This is a genomic window from Streptomyces sp. NPDC090083, from assembly GCF_044747445.1.
Taxonomy (GTDB): domain Bacteria; phylum Actinomycetota; class Actinomycetes; order Streptomycetales; family Streptomycetaceae; genus Streptomyces.
In genome coordinates this window covers 285,560-306,949 of record NZ_JBIVED010000008.1, presented here as the reverse complement: position 1 = coordinate 306,949, position 21,390 = coordinate 285,560, and the positions used below count along the sequence as shown (strand labels likewise).

Here is a 21,390-nt window from a genome sequence, read left to right as displayed (position 1 = left end):
CGCACCCCTAGATGATCAGCGAGAGCAGGAGGACGAGTCCGCCGCCGACGACCGAGATGATCGTCTCCATGACGGACCAGGACTTGAGGGTCTGGCCGACGCTCAGGCCGAAGTACTCCTTCACCAGCCAGAAGCCGGCGTCGTTGACATGGCTGAAGAAGACCGAGCCCGCGCCGATCGCCAGCACGAGCAGGGCGGTGTGCGTGCTCGACATGTCGGCGGCCAGCGGAGCGACCAGACCGGCCGCCGAGATGGTGGCCACCGTCGCCGAACCGGTCGCGAGCCGGATCGCCACCGCGATCAGCCAGGCCAGCAGCAGCGCCGGGATCGACCAGTCCTTGGAGATGTCCAGGATCATCTGGCCGACGCCGGAGTCGATCAGCGTCTGCTTGAAGCCGCCGCCCGCGCCGACGATGAGCAGGATGCCCGCGATCGGCATCAGGCCCTTCTCGACGGTCGTGGAGAGCCGGTCCTTGGTGAACCCGGCCGGCCGGCCCAGCGTGAACATGCCGACGATGACGGCCGCGAGGAGCGCGATCAGCGGCGAGCCGATCACGTCGAAGACGCGCTGCACGGTGTGCGCGGGGTCGTCGACGATGATGTCGACCAGGGCTTTGGACAGCATGAGCACGACCGGCAGCAGGATCGTGGCGAGGGTCGCCCCGAAGCCCGGACGGCTCTTCAGGTCCTCGGACGGCCGGGCCGGGAGCATCCGCTCGGGCGCCTGGACGTCCACCCAGCGGGCGGCGACCTTCGAGAACAGGGGACCCGCGACGATGACGGTCGGGATGGCGACCAGCACGCCGAGCGCCAGCGTCAGACCGAGGTTCGCCTTGACCGCGTCCACGGCGACCAGCGGGCCGGGGTGCGGCGGGATCAGCGCGTGCATGACCGACAGACCGGCCAGCGCCGGGACGCCGATGCGCATGAGCGAGTAGTTGCCGCGCTTGGCGACCATCAGGACGACCGGGATCAGCAGCACGATGCCGACCTCGAAGAACAGCGGCAGCCCGATCACGGAGGCGATCAGGACCATCGCCCACGGCATCGACCGGGGGCTCGCCTTCGCGAGGATGGTGTCGACGATCTGGTCCGCGCCGCCCGAGTCGGCCAGCAGCTTGCCGAGGATCGCGCCCAGGGCGATCAGCACGCCCACCCCGGCGACCGTGGAGCCGAGCCCGGTGCTGAAGCTGGTGATGACCTTGTCCAGCGGCGCCCCGGCGAACGCGCCGAGCGCGAGCGAGCCGATGGTCAGCGCCAGGAAGGCGTGCATCTTGAACGTGGTGATGAGCAGGACGATGACGGCGATGCCCGCCAGTACGGCGATGCCCAGCTGCGCGTGTCCGGCCGAGGTGATGGGCTCGACGGGGTCCGCTGCCAGCATCTCGACGCTGAGTCTGGTCACGGTGGTTTCCTTGCGGATATGGGGAGTTGAGGTGGCGAGGGAGAACTAGGAGGTCGGCTCGGGGACCTGTTCGAGCGCGGACGCGGCCCGCTCGGCGATCTGCTCGGGGCTGCCGGTGACGTCCACGGCGACACCCGCCTCGTCCGCCTCCAGCGGCTGGAGCGTGGCGAACTGCGAGTCGAGCAGCGCGGTCGGCATGAAGTGGCCGTGCCGGTGCGCCATCCGGTCCTCGATCAGCGCGCGGTCGCCGGTGAGGTGCACGAAGACGACCCCGGGGGCGGCGGCGCGCAGCCGGTCGCGGTACGACCGCTTCAGCGCGGAGCTGCTGACGACCCCGCCGAGCCCCGCGCGCCCGTGCGCCCAGGAACCGATGGCGTCCAGCCAGGGCCACCGGTCCTCGTCGGTCAGCGGGTGCCCGGCCGACATCTTCGCGATGTTGGCCTGCGGGTGGAAGTCGTCGCCCTCGGCGTACGGAACGCCGAGCCGGGCCGCGAGCAGGGGACCGATGGTGGTCTTCCCGGTGCCCGCCACACCCATGACCACGACGACATGGGGGGTACGCATGGCTGCCTCACTGTCTCCGTCGACACCTGATGTCGCACCCACTGAAACCGATTAGGTACGACGAATTCAAGAGTCTGTGACATATAAGTCTGACTTTTTGGTTCCGTGATGTGCCCCGTACGCTGAGTGCATGACCATTCCGGGCCGCGGGTTGCACGGCCGCGTACTCGACTCCCTCGGCCCCGCCATCACCGCGGGCGCCTACCCGCCGGGCAGTGTCCTGCGCACGGACGAGCTCGCCAAGGACTTCGAGGTGTCCCGCTCCGTGATGCGCGAGGCGGTCCGCGTCCTGGAGTCCATGCACCTCGTCGAGTCCCGCCGCCGGGTCGGCGTCACGGTCCGCCCCAAGGCCGAGTGGAACGTCTACGACCCCCAGGTCATCCGCTGGCGCCTGGCCGGAGCCGACCGCCCCCAGCAGCTGCGCTCGCTCACGGTGCTGCGCTCCGCCGTCGAGCCGATCGCGGCCGGCCTCGCGGCCAAGTTCGCCACGGCCGAGCAGTGCGCGGAACTCACCGAGTGCGCGATCGGCATGGTCGCCACCTCACGCGGCCACCAGCTGGAGGCCTACCTCGTCCACGACGTGGCCTTCCACCGCGTGATCCTCACCGCCTCGGGCAACGAGATGTTCGCCCGCCTCGGCGACGTCGTCACCGAGGTCCTCGCGGGCCGCACCCACCACGAGGTCATGTTCGAGGACCCCGACCCCGCCGCCGTCACCCTGCACGTGCAGGTCGCGGAGGCGGTCCGCGAGGGCGACGCGGTCCGCGCGGAGACCCTGACCCGCGAGATCACGGTCGGCGCCCTCCAGGAACTGGACATCCTGGCCCCGTAGCAACCCCGGGAGGCCGGCCGCCCTTGGTCCCCAGTCCCTGGTCCCTAGTCCTTAGTCCTTAGTCCAAGAACTCCCCGTCGAGATACACCCACGCCCCGTCGACCCGCTCGAACCGGCTCCGCTCATGGATCGCACCACCCCGGTACGAGGCCCGGAACGTCACCGTCCCGGCCGAGTGGAAGGCCGACCCGCCGGTGCTTTCGACGATGTCCAACCCCGTCCACCGCATCCCCGGATCGAGGTCGAGCGGCTCGGCGGGACGCGTCCGCGGATGCCAGGTACGCAGCAGATAGGACGCGTCCAGCCGCACGAAGGCGGTGTAGCGGGAACGCATCAGAGCCTCGGCGGTGGGAGCGGTCGCGGAGCCCGAGTGGTAACGGCCGCAGCAGTTGCCGTAGGGGGCGGGGAGGCCGCAGGGGCAGTTGGAGCGGGTCATGGGCATATTGTGCCCGGGCTACGCGCGCGGACGTTCGGGGGTGACGCCGAGGGGCAGCCGGACATAGGCGTCCTCGGGCAGCCGCGTCTCCTTGTCGCGGGTGAGAGTCGCACAGGCCAGGAGCGGCAGCGGCTCGCCGCGAAGAGGGTCGGTGACCTCCCCGGCGGGTGTGGCGCCGATGAACTCCACGAGGAGGGCGCCGGTGATCCGTGTCCCGATCTGCTGCACGAAATTCGCCGGGAGCGTCCACTCGACTCCCTGGTACAGGCTCCCGTCGGCACGGCGGTGCACCCGCTTGACGAACCACTCCTCGTCCCGCATCTGCGGCGCACTGCGGGCTCTCAGATGGGCGGCGGCGGACGTCATCGCGTTGATCTGGGGAAAGCCGGCCAGCTCGGCCGTGAGCCTTCCAGCAGCTTCCAGGACGGGTCCCGCCGCCCGCAGGTCCCTGGCCAGGGTGTTCCGCCACGCCCGCTCGTCTGCCACCGGCGGCAGGTGGTACACGATGGCCTGGACGTCCTTCACCCGCCAACCGCCCACGGCCGGGAACAAAAGCGTGACCTTCACGGCCGGTGCTTCGTCCCCGGTGTACCCGAGCGACCAGACGTAGAGATACCCGGTGAAGGGCCGTGCGGTGTCCGGACCTGTGGTGAACATCCGCTCCAGCGGGACGGACCGCGGCTCGGTCTCCCCGTAGACCTCCAGCCACTCGCTCGTCTCCGCCGTGCCCCGGCTCCATGCGGTTGCCATGACCTCACCCCCGTGTGAGGTCACTTGATACTCCGTCAGCTCCTCGGCCGCAACGGAACCTGCGACTCAGACCGCGATCCCCGTCTCCGCCGAAGGCATCGGCGGCAACGCCCCCCGGTACACCCACGCGTCGAAGAGCTGGTCCAGCGGTTCGGACGTGAAGCGGGACGCGTGGGACGTGAACGTCGCCGTGGTCACCGTGCCGTTGCGGTGCTGGGTCGCCCACCCCCGCAGCATCCGGAAGAACGCGATGTCGCCCAGCGCGCAGCGCACCGCGTGCACGGCGACACCGCCGCGTTCGTAGAGACGGTCGTCGAACATGGACTTGCGGCCGGGGTCGGCCAGACGCAGGTCCTGGGGGAGCGTGGCGAGCAACCGGTGCGCGGCGGCGGCGTGTTGATGGGCCGTGCGACCGCCCGAGCGCTCGGACCACAGCCATTCCGCGTACTTGGCGAAACCCTCGTTCAGCCAGATGTGCCGCCAGTCGGCGATGGAGACGCTGTTGCCGAACCACTGATGGGCCAGCTCGTGCGCGACAAGCCGTTCCGAACCCCGGGCCCCGTCGACGTGGTTGGCGCCGAACAGCGACAACCCCTGTGCCTCGACGGGGACATCGAGCTCCTCCTCCGTCACGACGACCGCGTACTCGTCGAACGGGTACGGCCCGAAGATGTCCTGGAACAGCTCCATCATCGCGGGCTGACGGGCGAAGTCCCTTGAGAATTCGGGGAGAAGGTCCGACGGGATGTGCCCGTGCTGCGGGACCCCGCCCAGCCCCGGATCGCCCAGCAGCACCGTCTGGTACTTGCCGATCGACAGGCCGACGAGATAGCTCGACGTCGGCGCCGACTGCTCGTACACCCACGTGGTCGTGGAGGCCTTGGTGGTCCGGGTGAGCAGCCGGCCGCCCGCGACCACCGCGTACGCCGACGGGGTCGTGATCGAGATCTGGTACGACGCCTTGTCCGCGGGACGGTCGTTGCACGGGTACCAGGACGGCGCCCCGATCGGCTGGCTCGCCACCAGCGCGCCGTCGGTCAGCTCCTCCCAGCCGAGGCCGCCCCAGGGGCTGGCGACCGGCTTGGGGTTGCCCGACCAGTGGATCTCCACGGTGAACGCGGCACCGGCCCGCAACGGCTTCGCCGGACGCACCCGCAGCCGGCCGCCGCGATGCGTGTAGTGCGGCTGGCGGCCGTCCACCCGGATCCGGCCGATCTTGAAGTCGCCCAGGTTCAGCTGGAACTCGGGCAGCGGCGCACGGCCCGCTATGGCGTTGATGCGCGCCGTGCCGGAGAGACGATTGGGGCCGGGACGGTAGTCCAGCGCGAGCTCATAGCGGTGCACCCGGTAGCGGGCATCGCCGTTTGCCGGGAAATACGGGTCCGGACCCGCCGCCTGCTGAACGGTCACTGCTGCGTCTGCTCCCTGCGCTGTGCTCGTATCTCGTACCCGTGCACCGCCCTCCGAAGCCGACACCGCGTGACCTGTGTTCAGGATCGCCATGACTCGATCGGATTGCCCAGCCAGCGGGTGTCGTCCGGCACGGACTCACCCGCCATCACGAGCGACGCGGGCCCCAGAGTGGTACGGGCCCCGACCTCGCTGCCGGGCAGGACGATTCCGCCAGGACCCAGCGTCGCGCCCTCACGGAGGACCACAGTATCCGTCCGCAAGATCCGGTCGTGGAAGAGGTGGGTCTGGAGCACACAGCCGCGGTTCACCGTGGTGGCGTCCTCCAGGGTCACCAGGTCGGTCTCGGGCAGCCAGTAGCTCTCCACCCAGACCCCCTTGCCGATGTGCGCGCCGAGCCCGCGCAGCCAGGCCGTCAGCACCGGAGTGCCCGGCACCGAACCGGCCAGCCACGGCACCGCCACGACCTCGACGAAGGTGTCCGCCAGCTCGTTGCGCCACACGTAACCGCTCCACAGCGGGTGCTCGTCACCGCGGTGCCGGCCCACGAGCAGCCACTTGGCCACGATCGAGACCAGCCCGGCCAGCGCCCCCACCGCCAGCAGCACGAGCCCCGACAGCAGCGGCGCCCACACCCCCAGCGCGCACAGCGCGGCCACCGTCAGCACGGCGAGTCCCGCCGAGCAGAACACCGGCACGATCCGGCACAGCTCCACCAGACCGCGCGCCCACAGCAGCCTGGCCGGCGGGTCGTAGGTCCGGCTCTGGTCGCCGCCGCTGGTGCTGCGCGGCAGCTTCACCGGCGGCAGACCCAGGTACGACGTGCCCTTCTTCGCCTTCTTCGGCGTCGCCGACAGCACCCCGACGAGCCCGCCGTCCGGCACGCTCCGGCCGGGCGCGGTCATCCCGGAGTTCCCGAGGAACGCCCGCCGCCCGATCTCGGCCCGCCCGATCCGCACCCAGCCGCCACCGAGCTCGTACGGCGCGGTCAACGTGTCGTCGGCCAGGAACGCGCCCTCGCCGACCGTGGTCAGGCTCGGCAGCGCGAGCACGGTGGACACCTCGGCGCCGCGCCCGATCCGCATCCCGAGCAGCCGCAGCCACACCGGGGTCGCGAGCCCCGCGTACAGCGGGAACAGGGTCTCGCGGGACAGGTCCATCAACTGCGTCACGGTCCACGCCTGCCAGCCGGTCCGGCTGTGCGTCGGATGCGTACCCTCACGCAGCCCCAGGCTGAGCAGCCGCACCCCGATCAGGATCAGCAGCGCGTACGCCAGCCCGAAGGACAGCGTCGCCGGGACCAGCGCGACCGCCGCACCCCGCAGCGCCTCGCCGAGCCCGTCGCCGGGCGCGATGAACGCGCTCGCCACCAGCAGCGCCACGACGCCGGAGACCACCGGGAGCATGGTCAGCGCGAAGCCCGTCACGCCGTACATCACACGCCAGTACGTGCCCCGCTGCGGGCGCTCCTTGGGCCAGTTGTGCTTGGCCTTGCCGAGCTTCACCGCGGGCGCGCCCGCCCAGCGCTGGCCGGTCGGGACCGTGCCGGTGACGGCCGAACCCGGCGCCACCTCGGCCCGCTTGCCCACCCGGGCACCGGGGAACAGCATGCTGCGCGTGCCGACCACCGCGTGCGCGCCGACCTTGACCGGGCCGATCTCCAGCCGGTCGCCGTCCAGCCAGTAGCCGGACAGGTCCACCTCGGACTCGACCGCGGCACCGCGGCCCAGCTTGAGCATGCCGGTGACCGGCGGCAGCGAGTGCAGATCGACGTCCTGGCCGACCTTGGCGCCGAGGGCACGCGCGTACCGCTCCAGCCACGAGCCCGTCAGAGCGGTCGCCCCGCTGAACTCGGCCAGCCGCTCCGCCGCCCACAGCCGCAGATGGACGCTGCCACCGCGGTCGTAGCGGCCCGGCCGCACACCGCGCAGCAGCAGTCGCGCGCCGCCCGCGGCGATCGCGAGCCGGCCGGGCGGGCTGAAGAACAGCAGCGCGCCCGCGCCGACCAGCCACCAGGACGCGGTCGGCAGCCAGCCGTAGCCACCGAGCACGTTGCCCAGCGCGGCCAGCGCCACCGTCCAGCGCAGCCCGACCAGGGTGAACAGGGGGATCAGCGCGAGGAGTTGGACCACCCTGGCGCGGGTCGGCACCGGGGCGATCGGCCGCGCGGTGCCGTCGCCCTGCGCCGAGTCCTCCAGGTGCCGGGCCAACTTCCGCAGCGTCGGCCGCTGGTAGATGTCGAGGACGGCCGCGCTCGGGTACCGGGTGCGCAGCCGGGTGGTCAACTGCGCGGCGGCCAGGCTGCTTCCGCCGATCGCGAAGAAGTCGTCGGCCGCGGTGCTCACCGGGATGCCGAGCACCTCGGCCCACTGCTCAGCGAGCCAGGCCTCGGTGCCGTAGAGCTGCTCCTTGGCGCCACCGGTCTCCAGGCCTTCGAGCGGCCAGGGCAGCGCGTTGCGGTCGACCTTGCCGGAGGTGCGGGTCGGGAGGTCCTCGACCGGCGCGATCAACGGCACGAGCGCGGCGGGCAGTTCGGCCCGCAGCTTCTCGACGGCGGCGGTCTGGTCCCAGCCCTCCTGGGTGACGACATAGCCGACGAGGAGCTGGTTGCCGCTGCGTGCGGTGCGCACGGCGGCGGCCGCACCCGCGACCCCGGGCAGCGCCTGGAGCGCCGCGTCGACCTCGCCGAGCTCGATCCGGCGTCCGCCGAGCTTGATCTGCTCGTCGGCCCGGCCCAGGAAGATCAGCCCCTCGGGCTCGGCCTTGACCAAGTCACCGCTGCGGTAGGCCCGTTCCCAGCCGAGCGATTCCAGGGGCGCGTACTTCTCCGCGTCCTTCTCGGGGTCCAGATAGCGGGCGAGACCGACCCCGCCGATCACCAACTGGCCGCTGTCGCCCATCGGCACGGGCACCCCGGCCTCGTCGACGACGGCCAACTCCCAGCCGTTCAGCGGGAGTCCGATGCGGATCGGCTCGTCGCCGGTCATCAGCGAGGCGCAGGCCACGACGGTCGCCTCGGTCGGCCCGTACGTGTTCCAGACCTCACGGCCCTCGGTGACCAGCCGCTGCACCAGCTCGGGCGGGCAGGCCTCACCGCCGAAGATCAGCAGGCGTACGTCGTTCAGCGCCTCCGGCTCCCACAGGGACGCCAGGGTCGGCACGGTCGAGACGACGGTGATCTCCTGCTCGACCAGCCAGGGGCCGAGGTCGGCGCCGCTGCGGACCTGGGAGCGCGGCACGGGCACCAGACAGGCGCCGTAGCGCCAGGCCAGCCACATCTCCTCGCAGGACGCGTCGAACGCGACGGACAGCCCCGCCATGACCCTGTCACCCGGACCGATCGGGTCCTCGGTGAGGAACAGGGCCGCCTCGGCGTCCACGAAGGCCGCCGCGCTGCGGTGGGTGACGGCCACGCCCTTGGGCTTGCCGGTGGAACCGGAAGTGAAGATGATCCACGCGTCCTGCTCGACACCGGGCCGGGCCGCCGGGGCGTCGCCGTGCCCGAGCACGGTCAGCGCGTGCTCGGCGCCGATGACGGCCCGCACACCGGCCTCGCCGAACACCAGCTCGGCCCGCTCGTCCGGGTCCTCGGCGTCCACCGGCACATAGGCGGCACCGGCGGCCAGCACGGCGAGGATCGCGATGTACAGGTCGTTGGTCCCGGAGGGGACGCGCACGCCGACCCGGTCGCCGAGGCCGACACCGGCCGCGGCCAGGGTGCGGCGCAGGGTCTCCACCTCGGCGGCCAGCGCACGGTAGGTCAGACGGACGGTGCCGTCGTCCAGGGCGAGCTCGTCGGGATACGACCGCACCGACGCGTCGAGCACGTCGACGAGCGTGCGGGGCGAAGCGGCGGACGCCGCGGAGAAACGTGCCGTGTCGCCGAACTGTGTGCGGATCTCATCGTCGAGCCCGAGAGCGCTGCTCTCGTGTATGGCTGCCATCGGTCCTCGCGTCTCGAACCCGGACATCTCCGGGGCGCTGGCGGGCCCGCAGGTATGCCTGGGGTTGTCCAGCTCCAGCTCCGTTCCGTAACAAGCCGGAAATTTTAGTACGACGCTAGGGTCCGGGCCTGCCGACGGCCACTCGGGGCAGCCGAACGGGGGCGCTCCGTGAGCGAGCGGCAACGCTCTGACCTGGTGATCTTCGGATCGAAGGAGACATCCCCCACAAATGCGGCGAGGACCGCGACCTGTGCTGGTCGCGGTCCTCGCCGTCGATGTGTCCGAGGGGGGACTTGAACCCCCACGCCCGATAAAGGGCACTAGCACCTCAAGCTAGCGCGTCTGCCATTCCGCCACCCGGACAAGGTGTCTGTCGCGCGTGGTTTCCCCTGCGGCGACAAAGGAAACATTACCAGGCTTCCAGGGGTGGCCGATCACCCCCCGTCGCCGCCCCGCGCGGCCCCCGTCCGGCGTGAACGGCGTGTGACGGGCCGGGACCGCCCTTGGGGTGCGGGGCGTGGGAGAGAGAGGATGAGGGAGGACCACCAGCAGTGACAGTGGGAGGAAGCAGCGTGAGCGACACGGACACGGCCAAGGGCGTCACCGGCGAGGACGAGGTCGTGGACCTCTGCCGCGAGCTGATCCGCATCGACACCAGCAACTACGGCGACCACTCGGGCCCGGGTGAGCGCAAGGCGGCCGAGTACGTCGCCGAGCAGCTCGCCGAGGTGGGCCTCGAACCGAAGATCTTCGAGTCGCACCCGGGACGCGCGTCCACCGTGGCCAGGATCGAGGGCACGGACCCGTCCCGGCCCGCCCTCCTCATCCACGGCCACCTGGACGTCGTACCGGCGAACGCGGCGGACTGGACCCACCACCCGTTCTCCGGCGAGGTCGCCGACGGGTGCGTGTGGGGGCGCGGCGCGGTCGACATGAAGGACATGGACGCGATGACCCTGGCGGTCGTCCGCGACCGGCTGCGCAGCGGGCGCAGGCCCCCGCGCGACATCGTGGTCGCCTTCCTCGCGGACGAGGAGGCGGGCGGCACGTACGGGGCGCGGCACCTCGTCGACAACCACCGCGAGCTGTTCGACGGCGTCACCGAGGGCATCAGCGAGGTCGGCGGGTTCTCGTTCACGGTGAGCGAGGAGCGCCGGCTCTATCTGATCCAGACGGCCGAGAAGGGCATGCACTGGATGAAGCTGACCGTGGCCGGCACCGCCGGGCACGGTTCGATGATCCACCGGGACAACGCGATCACCGAGCTGTCCGAGGCGGTCGCCCGCGTGGGCCGGCACACGTTCCCGGTGCGGGTCACCAAGACGACCCGGGCGTTCCTCGACGAACTCGGCGACGCGCTCGGCACCCCGCTCGACCCCGAGGACATGGAGGCCACGCTCGCCCGGCTCGGCGGCATCGCCAAGCTCATCGGCGCGACCCTCAGCAACACCGCCAACCCGACGCAGCTGAACGCCGGTTACAAGGTCAACGTCATCCCCGGCGAGGCGACCGCCAACATCGACGGGCGCTTCCTGCCCGGCCACGAGGAGGAGTTCCTCGCCGACCTCGACCGGATCCTCGGCCCGAAGGTCAAGCGCGAGGACGTCCACTCGGACAAGGCCCTGGAGACCTCCTTCGACGGCGCGCTGGTGGAGGCCATGCAGTCCTCGCTGCTCGCCGAGGACCCGACGGCGAAGGCCGTCCCGTACATGCTCTCCGGCGGTACGGACGCCAAGTCCTTCGACGACCTCGGCATCCGCGGCTTCGGCTTCGCGCCGCTCAAGCTGCCGCCGGAGCTGGACTTCGCGGGCATGTTCCACGGCGTCGACGAGCGGGTGCCGGTGGACGGGCTGAAGTTCGGGGTGCGGGTGCTGGACCGGTTCATCGACGCGTCCTGAAGCCGGGCCTTTCCGGTGTACGGCGTGTGTTGACGCCGGAATTCGACCGCCCGTACGGATTCCACTGGGACGAGTGAATGTGCTCATAAGCTCGTAGCTCCATTACTCCCTCCTCGTTACAGGTGATGCGATCGGCAACACGAGATCGCTTTTGCCAACAAGGAGGAATAATGATCAAGAAGGTCGTCGCCGCTGCGGCTGCCACCGGTGGCCTGGTTCTCGCTGGTGCGGGTCTGGCCGTCGCCGACTCCGGCGCTCAGGGTGCTGCCGTGCACTCCCCGGGTGTCGTTTCCGGCAACGTCATCCAGGTTCCCGTGCACGTCCCGGTGAACGTGTGCGGCAACACGATCTCGGTGATCGGTCTGCTGAACCCCGCCTTCGGCAACGCCTGCGTCAACAAGTGACGTCGCCCCTCTGAGGGGTGACCACGTCCTCGGCCCCGGAGCGCGCGCCATGCGCTCCGGGGCCGACGGTCTTCGCGCGGGACATCGCGCGGGGAATTCAGTCAGGATTGAAGGCAGGGGGGAATACAGCAATGCGACAGGTCACACGAAAAAGCCTGATGACCGTGGCGGCGGCGACCGGGGTGATCGCGGCCGCGGGCGGCGTCGCCCACGCCGACTCGGGCGCCGTCGGCTCCAGCAAGGGCTCGCCCGGCGTACTGTCCGGCAACACCGTGCAGGTACCGGTGCACGTGCCGGTCAACGCCTGCGGCAACACCGTGAACGTGGTCGGGATCCTCAACCCGGCGGTCGGCAACAAGTGCGCCAACCAGGGTGGGGGCAGCGGGACCAGCGGCGGTGGCCACGGCGGCTCCGGTGGCCACGGCGGCTCGGGCGGGCACGGCGCGCAGGGCGGCTCAGGGGGCTCGCACGCCGGCGGACACGCCTCGAACTCACCCGGCGTCGGCTCCGGCAACCACGTCCAGGTACCGATCGACGTCCCGGTGAACGTCTGCGGCAACAGCGTCAGTGTCATCGGCATCGGCAACGCCGTCACCGGCAACGACTGTGCGAATGGGGGCAGTTCGGGCGGCGGCGACCACGGGAAGCCTCCGACCGGCGGCCATCACGGGACCCCTCCGGGCGGTGGCGGTCACCACGGTGGCGGTCACGACGGCTGCGATCACCACGGGACGCCTCCGGGTGGCGGCGGGCATCACGGCGGTGGTCACCACGGGACACCTCCCGGCGGCGGCGGCCACCACGGCGGAGGCCATCACCCCGGGGGCGGGCATCACCCCGGCGGAGGTCACCAGCCGGGCGGAGGCCACCACCCGGGCGGGGGTCACCACCCCGGCACGCCTCCCGGCGGCGGCCACGGCACGACCCCTCCCGGGACTCCGGGCCACCCCGGAACGCCGAGCCACCCGGGCACTCCCACGCACCCCACCACCCCGGGCACCTCGCCGGTCAAGGGCGGTCAGACGCCGATCGGTTCCGTGCACGTGAACCAGCCCGGTGCGCAGTCCGGTGCCCGGTCCGGCGTCGAGTCCCCGAGCGGCGCCCAGCTCGCGCACACCGGCAGCGAACTGCCGCTGGGCCTCGCTCTCCCGGTCGGCGCGGGCGCGCTGCTCGCGGGCGCGGTGCTGTACCGCAAGGCGCGGGCCTCCGTGTAGCTCCCGGAGAGATGTGACGTGCGCAACGGAGGGGCCCCGCACGGTCGGGGCCCGCTCCGTCCCGCCCGGCTCAGCTCACCACGTGGCGCGCACCTGGCGGATGATCCGCCGGCGCAGCCGCACCCTGCGACTCCCGTCGCGCAGCAGGCTCAGTCGGTCCAATTCCCAGTGTCCGTACTCGGCATGGTCCGTCAGCAGACGTGTGGCGTCCTTGCGGGAGACCCCGCGAGGTACGTACACGTCGACAAATTCGTATTCCGGCATCGCATCTATTGTGCGGGCAGAGCCCCGGTACGGATAGCGTCTGCACTATGTCTGATGCTGCGCAGCCCACCGCTGCCGAGGTACGCGCCGCCGCCGAGGCGGTCAAGACCGCGCTCGACCGCCACCTGGCCGCGGTCGAAGCCCGGTCGGGGGAGGACGACCCGGCCGTCTACGAGGCGTTCAACCAGCTCGCCGCGGCCGCCGAGGTCTACGACGAGCTGCTCTACGACCGTTACGACGAGGTCACGCCTTTCGAGATCCCCGGTTCCGACGACTCCCTGCCGCCGTACACCGGCCCCGAGGAGCCGAACGCGGTGAGCGTGCTGATCCGCCGCGACTACGCCGTGGCCGAGCCGCAGCGGCTGCTGGCCCAGGCGCAGCGGGTCGAGGCGGCGGTCGGAGACGGCACGGGGACGGAGGCCTCCGCCACGATCCACGGCGCGCTGGGCATCCTCTTCGACGAGTTCGAGGCGGACGAGATCGCCTCCCGCCCCAAGGAGTTCGGCCTTGAGGAGGGCGACTCGACGCTGTGGGTGACGGCCGCCGACGAGACGGCCGAGCCCGGCGCCTGGCTGGAGGCCCCCTTCGAGCAGGTCGATCCGCAGCGGGTGGTCTGCCGCTTCGACGTCAGCGCGGTCTTCGACGACGAGATCAACGACGAGATCGACGACATCGACGAGGTGGAGGACGGGATCGAGGACGAACTCGATCCCGATCTGGACGCCGACCTCGACGAGGACGAGGACCTGGAGGCGCTGGAAGCGGACCGCTGATCCGCGCGGCGCCCGGCCCACACGACGGCGGCGGTCACCGAGGAAACCCCTCGGTGACCGCCGCCGTCGCGTGCCGTCCGCTGCCGTCCCGGCTCAGACCTCCGCCGGGACCTGCGGTCGCAGCAGCACCGGCAGCCGGGTCGTCCGCGGCTTGGCCGGGACCTCGGCGACGGCCCGGGGCAGCGCCTGGTCCACGCCGTGCACCACGGACAGATGCCGGTCGGCCCGGCCGAACGCCGTGTACACCCACGGTCGGCTGAGCGCCTGCGCCGCGTCCCCGGGCAGCACCACGACCACCGCGGGCCAGCGCGCCCCCACCGCCTGGTGCGCGGTCAGCGCCCACCCGTGCCGCACGGCCTGCTCGACCCGCTCCTTCGGTACGACGACGGGTCCGCCGGCGCACGCCAGATGCAGCCCCGCGGCGTCCGCGTTCACCACCCGGCCCGGGATCGTACGGCCGGGGGCGGGGGAGTAGGCGATCCGGTCACCGGGGTCGAAGCCGCCGAAGCGGCCGGGGCCCGGGTTGAGCCGCTCCTTCAGCGCCACGTTCAGGGCACGGGTGCCCGCCGCGCCGCCGTGGCCCGGTGTGATCACCACCGTCTGCTCGGCCGGGACGCCGATCACGCGCGGCACCGAGTCGGCGACCAGCTGCACGGTCCGGTGCACGGCCTCACCGGCGTCCCGCACCGGCACGATCACGACCTCCTTGCCGGGGGCCTCCACCTGGTTCAGCTCACCGATGCCGATGCCCGAGACCAGCTCGCCCACGGGACCGAGGTCCGGGCGCCGTGAGACGACCTGGGGGCAGGCCTTCGACGCGAGCAGGTCCGCGAAGACGCGTCCGGGCCCCGCCGACCACAGCACCGCCGGGTCCCCGGTCAGCACCAGCCGGGCGCCGTCCGGCAGCGACTCGCTGAGCAACGCCGCCGTCTCCACGTCCAGTTGAGGCGCGTCCAGCACGACCAGCAGATCCAGGTCCAGGGCTCCGTCGGCATCCCGCCCGGGGCCCTCGGCGCCGGAGAGGAGACCGGCGAGGGTCGCGGCACGGGGGCCGTCGGCCGACCCGGGGCCGTCCGCGGCGAGGCCCTCCGGCGCTGAGCCGTTCGTCGCCGGGCCCTGCGGTCCGCCGGACGCGGGATTCCCGGACCCCCCGGACCCGCTCCCCGCACCCCCATCCGCGCCGGACCCGCTCCCTGAATCCGCACCCGCGCCGGCCCCCGTCAGCAGAGCGGTGAACCGGTCCCGCCCGACCGGGCTGTGGGCGGCGGCCCAGACGCGCAGTCCGAAACCCGCCGCCGCGCGGAGCAGCGCCGCCGGTTCCTCCAGGGACGCCTCCCCGCCGGTGTGCAGGACCAGGCCGTGGCCCGCGACCGCGCGGATCAGCTCACCGGTGGAACTCCTGGCGGCACCCGCCTGCTCCCAGTCCGCCGCCGAACCGTCCTCCTTCGGCACCGAGTTGATCAGCTTGGCGAATCCGTCGGCGAGGCTCTCCTCGGCGAGCGCGTACCGCTCCAGGCCGATCAGCACCCGGACCGGACGCTCCTGTACCTCTTCGGCCTCCTCGTCCGCGCGCTGCACCGGGACGGCGGGCTCGTCCAACGCGTCCTGGAAGACGAGCACTTCGCCCTCCGCGATGGCGCTCTGCGTCGCCGCGTCCGGGTCGGGCACGCCCTGCTTGGCCAGCGCGGCCGTCAACGCCGAGGCCTCCAGGGCCGTGTGCCCGGCCAGGGCGGCCTGTTCGAGCAGCCAGCCGGTGACCGCGCGGCCCCGCCGCTCGTCGTCCGGCGCGCACTCGGCGCCGAGCAGTGCCCGCGCGAACCCGTCGGCCTGCTCGGGCCGCACACCGGGGACGCGGAGCAACTGCCAGGGGTCCTCGCGGAGCCGGTCGTCCGCGCCGTCGCCGAGGGCCGCCGCGACCTGTGCCGCGAGCGTCTCGGGCGCGCCGCCCTCGGCCAGCACCCGCCGTACGGATGCGACGGTCTCGGTCGCCGGGGTGCCGGGGTCGGCCGCGACGGGCTGCGGGCGGCGGACCGCCTCGGGCGCGGCGGACCGGCGCGGGGCGGGGTCCGGCTTGGCGAAGGGGGTGGTCACGGGCTTCTCGCCGCTCTCCACGGCCCGCACCGCCGCGAGCAGATCGGCGGCCGTCCCGCTGAGCTTGGCCCCGGCCGCGATGGGTCCGGCCTTCTCCGCCTTCCGCCGCTCGATCCGCTCCCGCTCCCGGCGCTGCGCGAGCAGTTCGGCGGCGGCTTCGGACAGCTCGGGCGCGGCGGCTTCGGCCTTCGCCTCTCCGGAGCCGTCGGAGCCGTCGGAGCCGTCGGTGGCTTCCTCGGCCGCGCCCTCACCGGTGTCCGCGGTGCCCTCGGTGTCCACTGCGGCCGGATTCCCGTCCGTGCCCTCCGCGCCCTCGGCCTCCGCCCCCGCGGCATCCGTGCCCGTGTCCTCGGACGGCGTGGTCTCCGTGGTCTCCGGGTCCGTGCTCACAGCGTGCTCCAGTCGTGATCGGGATAGCGGTGCAGAGGCGCCGACACGTCGTCGAGCGCTCGGCAGATCTCGTCAGGAAGACTAAGGGCCTCCACTGACAATGCGGCCGTGAGCTGCTGCGCGTTGCGCGCGCCGACGATCGGGGCGGCCACCCCGGGACGGTCGCGGACCCAGGCGAGGGCGACCTGGAGAGGCGTCACCGCGAGCCCGTCCGCGGCGATCGTCACCGCCTCCACGATGCGGGTCGCCGTGTCGTCCAGGTACGGCGCGACGAAGGGCGCCATGTGCTCGGAGGCGCCCCGTGAGTCGGCGGGGGTCGCGTGCCGGTACTTGCCGGTGAGGACCCCGCGCCCGAGCGGCGAGGAGGGCAGCAGCCCGATGCCCAGGTCGAGCGCGGCCGGCAGCACCTCGCGCTCCACGCCCCGCTGCAGCAGTGAGTACTCCAGCTGTGTGCTCGCCAGCCGCGTCCGCGCGCCCGGCGCCGCCAGCTGCCAGGTGGCCGCCTTGGCGAGCTGCCAGCCGCAGTAGTTCGAGACGCCCGCGTACCGCGCCCGCCCGCTGCTGACCGCCAGGTCGAGGGCCTGGAGGGTCTCCTCCAGCGGTGTGGACGGGTCGAAGGCGTGGATGTGCCACACGTCGACGTAGTCCGTGCCGAGGCGGGCCAGCGAGGCGTCCAGCGCGGCGAGCAGATGGCCGCGCGAGCCGTCGAAGCGGCGGTCGGGGTCGGGTACGCTCCCCGCCTTCGTCGAGATGACCAGGTCCCGGCGCGGCACGAGCCCCTCTATGAGCTGTCCGAGCAGGTACTCGGCCTCCCCGTCGCCGTACACGTCCGCCGTGTCGACGAGGGTGCCGCCGGCCTCCCAGAACGCCTTGAGGAGGCCCGCGGCGTCATGCTCGTCGGTGTCGCGCCCCCACGTGAGGGTGCCGAGTCCGATCCGGGACACACGCAGGCCGGTACGGCCGAGATGCCTCTGCTCCATGAACGCCGAGATTACTGGCCTGAACCTGCGGTGTGGGGGCCTGTGGATAACCGAATTCCGCGATGATCCACAGTCCCTCCGGCGGCACGCTCCGTGATCGCTCACCGGTACCCGTCCTGTCCGCCGCCACCACCGCGCGCTAGGGTCGGCACAACAGCGACGTTACTGATCGGTAAGGGGTCTGCCATGCAGCTCGGGATCAACCTCGGCTACTGGGGTGCCGGAATGGACGGCGACAACCTCGCCGTGGCGCGGGAGGCCGACCGCCTCGGCTACGCGGTGTGCTGGGCCGCCGAGGCCTACGGCTCCGACGCGGCCACGGTGCTCACCTGGGTCGCCGCGCAGACCGAGCGCATCGACGTCGGCTCGGCCATCTTCCAGATCCCGGCCCGCCAGCCCGCGATGACGGCGATGACCGCCGCGACCCTCGACTCGCTCTCCGGCGGACGCTTCCGCCTCGGCCTCGGCGTCTCCGGCCCGCAGGTCTCCGAGGGCTGGTACGGCGTCAAGTTCGACAAGCCGCTGGCACGCACGCGTGAGTACGTCGAGATCGTCCGGAAGGCGATGACCCGCGAGCGCCTGTCCTACGACGGAGAGCACTGGACGCTGCCGCTGCCCGACGGCCCGGGCAAGCCCCTCAAGCTGACCGTGCACCCGGAGCGCGAGCACATCCCGCTCTACATCGCGGCGATCGGCCCGAAGAACCTGGAGCAGACCGGCGAGATCGCCGACGGCGCGCTGCTGATCTTCCCCTCGGCCGAGCACCTGGAGGACACCGCCGTACGGCATCTGCGGGCCGGGCGCGAGAAGGCGGGCAAGACCCTGGAGGGCTTCGACATCGTCCCGACGCTCCCGCTCGCCCTCGGCGAGGACAAGGACGTCGAGAAGCTCGCCGACACCTTCCGCCCGTACACCGCGCTCTACGTCGGCGGCATGGGCAGCCGGCAGCAGAACTTCTACAACAAGCAGGCCCGGCGCATGGGCTTCGAGGCGGCCGCCGCCGAGATCCAGGACAAGTACCTGTCCGGCGACAAGGAGGGCGCCGCCGCGGCCATCCCGCACGACCTGATCGACAAGACGACGCTGCTGGGTTCCGTGGACCGCATCGCGGACCGGATGAAGGAGTACGCGGCGGCCGGTGTCACCACCCTGACGCTCGCCCCGGCCGGCTGGACCCTGGACGAGCGCCTCGCCGCCCTGCGCGCCGGAACGGAAGCACTGGAGCGCGCCGGCCTCGCGTGACGCGCCGTCGCGGCGCGGACGTTTTCTACGGCCGTGGTGGGGGCTCGGGGGGTCTTCCCCGCCACGGCCGTCACGGGGAACAACGCGCGGCGGCCCGTGCGGTTACGCCCCGGACGGGACATCCGTAGTCCTCCTTTTGGCGGAGTTGTCCGACACTGCTGTTGCAGCACCTCTGATGCCGCATTTGACTCGTTCTTTGCGGAATGCGGCGGAATCCTGCATGGAGGTGCCTTCAGATGCTTTCGGCCAAGAGTCTGTTCCAGGAGATCCTCGACAACGACGAGTCGTTCCGGCTGTTCTGCTCCATCGCGGCCAGCGGCGAGTCCCAGGGCGGCTGGGAGAACGGGCGCATCGCCGTGCTCGTACCGCCGAGCGAACGGCACCTCGCCCCCAAGATCAGCCGGCACGGCGCCGACGAGGACAAGCACGGCCGCATCTTCAACGCCCTCCTGAAGAAGCGCGGCCTCGAACCGGTCCGGGTGCCCGCCGACACCGACTACACGATGCTCCTGGAGCGGCACGGCATCGGTCTCGCGCACGAGAAACTCAAGGGCGAGGCGGCCCTGACCGTCGAGGACGTCGTCACCTACCTCGCGCACAGCCGGGTCACCGAGCAGCGCGCCTCCGAGCAGATGGACCTGCTGCGCAGGCACTTCGCCGACCACCCCGACCTCGGCCGCGCGGTACGCATGATCTCGCACGACGAGGACAACCATCTCGCCTACTGCCACGAGGAGTTGCTGCGTTTCGCCGCCGCGGGACACGGCCGCGCCATCCAACGGACGCTCCGGCAGTGCGCGTTGGCCGAGATCCGGATCTACCGGGACGTCAGCCTCGCGGTGATGGCACGCATGGGACACGTCCTCGGCTGGCCCCGCGCCAAGTCGGCCGCGCTCGCCGCGGGCATCCACGCGGTCTACGCGTACGAACGGCTCGGCGGCTGGCGGCGGATGGTGTCCCTGAGGATGCCGGAACGCCTCGACGCCCTCGGCGGACCGGCCACCGCCACCCCCGAGTTCGCGTAGGTCCTCGCAGCGCCCTACAGCCAGCCGCGCCGCTTGAACGTCCGGTACAGCAGCATCTCCAGGACGGCCATCAGCACGATCACCGCCGGGTACCCCCACAGCCAGTGCAGCTCCGGCATGTGGTCGAAGTTCATGCCGTAGATCCCCGCGATCATCGTGGGGACCGCGGCCATGGCGGCCCAGCCGGAGATCTTCCGCATGTCGTCGTTCTGCCGGACGCCGGTCTGCGCGAGGTGGGCCGACAGGACGTCCGAGACCAGCCGGTCCAGGCCCTCCACGGACTCGTTGACCTTCGTCAGGTGGTCGTTGACGTCCCGGAAGAACGGCCGCGACCTGTCGTTCACGTACGGCACCCGGTCCCCGGCGAGGCCGACGCCCGCGAGCCGGGCCAGCGGCTGGGCCAGCGGTCCGGTGGCTCGGCGGAACTCCAGGATCTGCCGCTTGAAGGCGTAGATCCGCGAGGCCGTGGTCCGCGAGCCGCCGCCGACCGGCGAGAACACCGCCGCCTCCAGCTCCTCCAGGTCGGTCTGCAACTCGCCCGCCACGTCGACGTAGTGGTCGACCACCGCGTCCGCGATCGAGTACAGCACCGCCGTCGGTCCGTGCCGCAGCATCTCCGGCTCCTCCTCCAGGCGGTGCCGTACGGCCGCCAGAGGGGCCTCCATGCCGTGCCGGACGGTCACCACGAAGGAGTCGCCCACGAAGACCATGACCTCGCCGGAGGTGACCACGTCGCTGTCCGCCTCGTAGGCGACCGGCTTGAGGACCACGAACAGCGAGTCGTCGTAGACCTCCAGCTTGGGCCGCTGATGGGCGGTGAGGGCGTCCTCGACGGCCAGGGGGTGCAGGCCGAACTCCTGGGTGACCCGGTCGAACTCCTTCTCCGTGGGCTCGTAGAGGCCGATCCACACGAAGGCGTCACCCACACGACGACAGTGGTCGAGGCCGTCGGAGAAGTCGCCGGGGCCGTCCGTCCGGCGTCCGTCACGGTAGATGGCGTAGTCGACGATCACGGTGCGTATTCTCCCGCCGTCCGGCCGGGGACGCACACGCGTGTGCGCCTACCCTTGGCCACATGCCCACGTTGATCCTTGTCCGGCACGGACGTTCGACCGCCAACACCGGGGGAGTGCTCGCCGGCTGGACGCCCGGTATCGCCCTCGACGAGCGCGGCAACGCCCAGGCCGCGGCGCTCCCCGGACGGCTCGCCGCACTGCCGATCGCCGAGGTCGTCGCCAGCCCCCTCCAGCGCTGCCAGGAGACCCTGCGGCCGCTCCTCGACGCCCGCCCCGACCTGCGGCTGCACACCGAGGAGCGGATCGGGGAGTGTCACTACGGCGACTGGTCCGGCCGCAAGCTCGCCGAGCTGTCGGACGAGCCCCTGATGGAGGTCGTCCAGTCCCATCCCTCGTCGGCGGCGTTCCCCGGCGGCGAGTCGATGCGCGCGATGCAGACCCGCGCGGCCGAGGCCGTACGCGAGTGGAACGCGCGCGTGGAGCGCGATCACGGCTCCGACGCCGTCTACCTCATGTGCTCGCACGGCGACATCATCAAGTCCCTTGTCGCGGACGCGCTCGGGCTTCATCTCGACCTCTTCCAGCGGATCTCCGTAGAACCGTGTTCCATCACAGCGATCCGTTACACCCGTCTCAGGCCTTTTCTCGTCCGGCTCGGGGACACGGGAGATCTCGCGTCCCTGGCGCCGCGCGAGGAGACACCGGGCGGCGACGCCACCGTCGGGGGCGGCGCGGGCGCACCGTGATCGTCG

Annotated in this window: 18 protein-coding genes and 1 tRNA gene; 8 read left to right on the top strand and 11 right to left on the bottom strand. The window is 71.8% G+C overall.

The window, feature by feature from the left end:
- Positions 1–7: 7 nt before the first annotated feature.
- Positions 8–1,405, bottom strand: coding sequence for a gluconate:H+ symporter (locus tag ACIPTO_RS27880; RefSeq protein WP_366321410.1), 1,398 nt, complete (start codon positions 1,403–1,405; stop codon positions 8–10).
- Positions 1,406–1,450: 45 nt separating this feature from the next.
- Positions 1,451–1,969 carry a gluconokinase gene (locus ACIPTO_RS27875; RefSeq protein ID WP_401196548.1) on the bottom strand — a complete coding sequence of 173 codons (519 nt, stop codon included), beginning with the start codon at positions 1,967–1,969 and terminating at the stop codon, positions 1,451–1,453.
- Between the two features lie 130 nt (positions 1,970–2,099).
- Here ACIPTO_RS27875 and ACIPTO_RS27870 point away from each other — a divergent pair, with 130 nt between their 5' ends.
- Positions 2,100–2,801, top strand: a complete 702-nt coding sequence (locus tag ACIPTO_RS27870; protein ID WP_366321406.1) for a FadR/GntR family transcriptional regulator — start codon at positions 2,100–2,102, stop codon at positions 2,799–2,801.
- 58 nt (positions 2,802–2,859) lie between these two features.
- Here the strand turns inward: ACIPTO_RS27870 and ACIPTO_RS27865 are convergent, their stop codons facing one another.
- From ACIPTO_RS27865 to ACIPTO_RS27845, 5 genes are all read right to left on the bottom strand, one after another.
- Positions 2,860–3,237 carry a YchJ family protein gene (locus ACIPTO_RS27865; RefSeq protein ID WP_401196545.1) on the bottom strand — a complete coding sequence of 126 codons (378 nt, stop codon included), beginning with the start codon at positions 3,235–3,237 and terminating at the stop codon, positions 2,860–2,862.
- Positions 3,238–3,255: 18 nt separating this feature from the next.
- Positions 3,256–3,987, bottom strand: a complete 732-nt coding sequence (locus ACIPTO_RS27860) for a hypothetical protein (RefSeq protein WP_401196542.1) — start codon at positions 3,985–3,987, stop codon at positions 3,256–3,258.
- Positions 3,988–4,053: 66 nt separating this feature from the next.
- Positions 4,054–5,397 (bottom strand): M1 family metallopeptidase, encoded by a 1,344-nt coding sequence (locus ACIPTO_RS27855; RefSeq protein WP_366321400.1) that lies wholly within the window; start codon positions 5,395–5,397, stop codon positions 4,054–4,056.
- Between the two features lie 80 nt (positions 5,398–5,477).
- A complete protein-coding gene (locus ACIPTO_RS27850; RefSeq protein ID WP_401196539.1) occupies positions 5,478–9,341 on the bottom strand; it encodes a Pls/PosA family non-ribosomal peptide synthetase in 3,864 nt (1,287 codons plus the stop codon).
- 278 nt (positions 9,342–9,619) lie between these two features.
- A tRNA-Leu gene (locus ACIPTO_RS27845) sits at positions 9,620–9,704 on the bottom strand.
- Between the two features lie 209 nt (positions 9,705–9,913).
- Here ACIPTO_RS27845 and ACIPTO_RS27840 point away from each other — a divergent pair.
- The 3 genes from ACIPTO_RS27840 to ACIPTO_RS27830 all read left to right on the top strand — a co-directional run bounded on the left by ACIPTO_RS27840 (position 9,914) and on the right by ACIPTO_RS27830 (position 12,857).
- The gene (locus tag ACIPTO_RS27840; RefSeq protein ID WP_366321396.1) at positions 9,914–11,239 is read left to right on the top strand and encodes a M20/M25/M40 family metallo-hydrolase; all 1,326 of its coding nucleotides are present in this window, start codon (positions 9,914–9,916) and stop codon (positions 11,237–11,239) included.
- Between the two features lie 170 nt (positions 11,240–11,409).
- Complete coding sequence (chpH, locus tag ACIPTO_RS27835) at positions 11,410–11,643, top strand: chaplin ChpH (RefSeq protein WP_266767135.1); 234 nt, start codon at positions 11,410–11,412, stop codon at positions 11,641–11,643.
- 131 nt (positions 11,644–11,774) lie between these two features.
- A complete protein-coding gene (locus tag ACIPTO_RS27830; RefSeq protein WP_401196536.1) occupies positions 11,775–12,857 on the top strand; it encodes a chaplin in 1,083 nt (360 codons plus the stop codon).
- A 75-nt stretch (positions 12,858–12,932) separates the two neighbouring features.
- On the opposite strand, the gene ACIPTO_RS27825 is transcribed toward ACIPTO_RS27830, so the two are convergent.
- Positions 12,933–13,121 carry a DUF5703 family protein gene (locus ACIPTO_RS27825; protein WP_005485166.1) on the bottom strand — a complete coding sequence of 63 codons (189 nt, stop codon included), beginning with the start codon at positions 13,119–13,121 and terminating at the stop codon, positions 12,933–12,935.
- 47 nt (positions 13,122–13,168) lie between these two features.
- Between ACIPTO_RS27825 and ACIPTO_RS27820 the strand changes: the two genes are divergently transcribed.
- Positions 13,169–13,894 carry a hypothetical protein gene (locus ACIPTO_RS27820; RefSeq protein WP_401196534.1) on the top strand — a complete coding sequence of 242 codons (726 nt, stop codon included), beginning with the start codon at positions 13,169–13,171 and terminating at the stop codon, positions 13,892–13,894.
- 93 nt (positions 13,895–13,987) lie between these two features.
- Here ACIPTO_RS27820 and ACIPTO_RS27815 read toward each other — a convergent pair whose 3' ends face one another.
- Entirely contained in the window at positions 13,988–16,375 is a 2,388-nt protein-coding gene (locus ACIPTO_RS27815) for a helix-hairpin-helix domain-containing protein (RefSeq protein ID WP_401196531.1), read from the bottom strand.
- Positions 16,372–17,355, bottom strand: coding sequence for an aldo/keto reductase (locus ACIPTO_RS27810; protein ID WP_366321388.1), 984 nt, complete (start codon positions 17,353–17,355; stop codon positions 16,372–16,374). Before ACIPTO_RS27810 ends, ACIPTO_RS27815 begins: the two co-directional genes overlap by 4 nt.
- A gap of 186 nt (positions 17,356–17,541) precedes the next feature.
- Here ACIPTO_RS27810 and ACIPTO_RS27805 point away from each other — a divergent pair, with 186 nt between their 5' ends.
- Positions 17,542–18,597, top strand: a complete 1,056-nt coding sequence (locus ACIPTO_RS27805) for an LLM class F420-dependent oxidoreductase (RefSeq protein WP_366321386.1) — start codon at positions 17,542–17,544, stop codon at positions 18,595–18,597.
- Between the two features lie 236 nt (positions 18,598–18,833).
- The gene (locus ACIPTO_RS27800) at positions 18,834–19,622 is read left to right on the top strand and encodes a ferritin-like domain-containing protein (protein WP_401196528.1); all 789 of its coding nucleotides are present in this window, start codon (positions 18,834–18,836) and stop codon (positions 19,620–19,622) included.
- A 14-nt stretch (positions 19,623–19,636) separates the two neighbouring features.
- Here the strand turns inward: ACIPTO_RS27800 and corA are convergent, their stop codons facing one another.
- Positions 19,637–20,635, bottom strand: coding sequence for a magnesium/cobalt transporter CorA (gene corA / locus ACIPTO_RS27795; RefSeq protein WP_401196526.1), 999 nt, complete (start codon positions 20,633–20,635; stop codon positions 19,637–19,639).
- Positions 20,636–20,697: 62 nt separating this feature from the next.
- Between corA and ACIPTO_RS27790 the strand changes: the two genes are divergently transcribed.
- Positions 20,698–21,384, top strand: a complete 687-nt coding sequence (locus ACIPTO_RS27790) for a histidine phosphatase family protein (protein ID WP_401196524.1) — start codon at positions 20,698–20,700, stop codon at positions 21,382–21,384.
- Positions 21,385–21,390 lie beyond the last annotated feature (6 nt).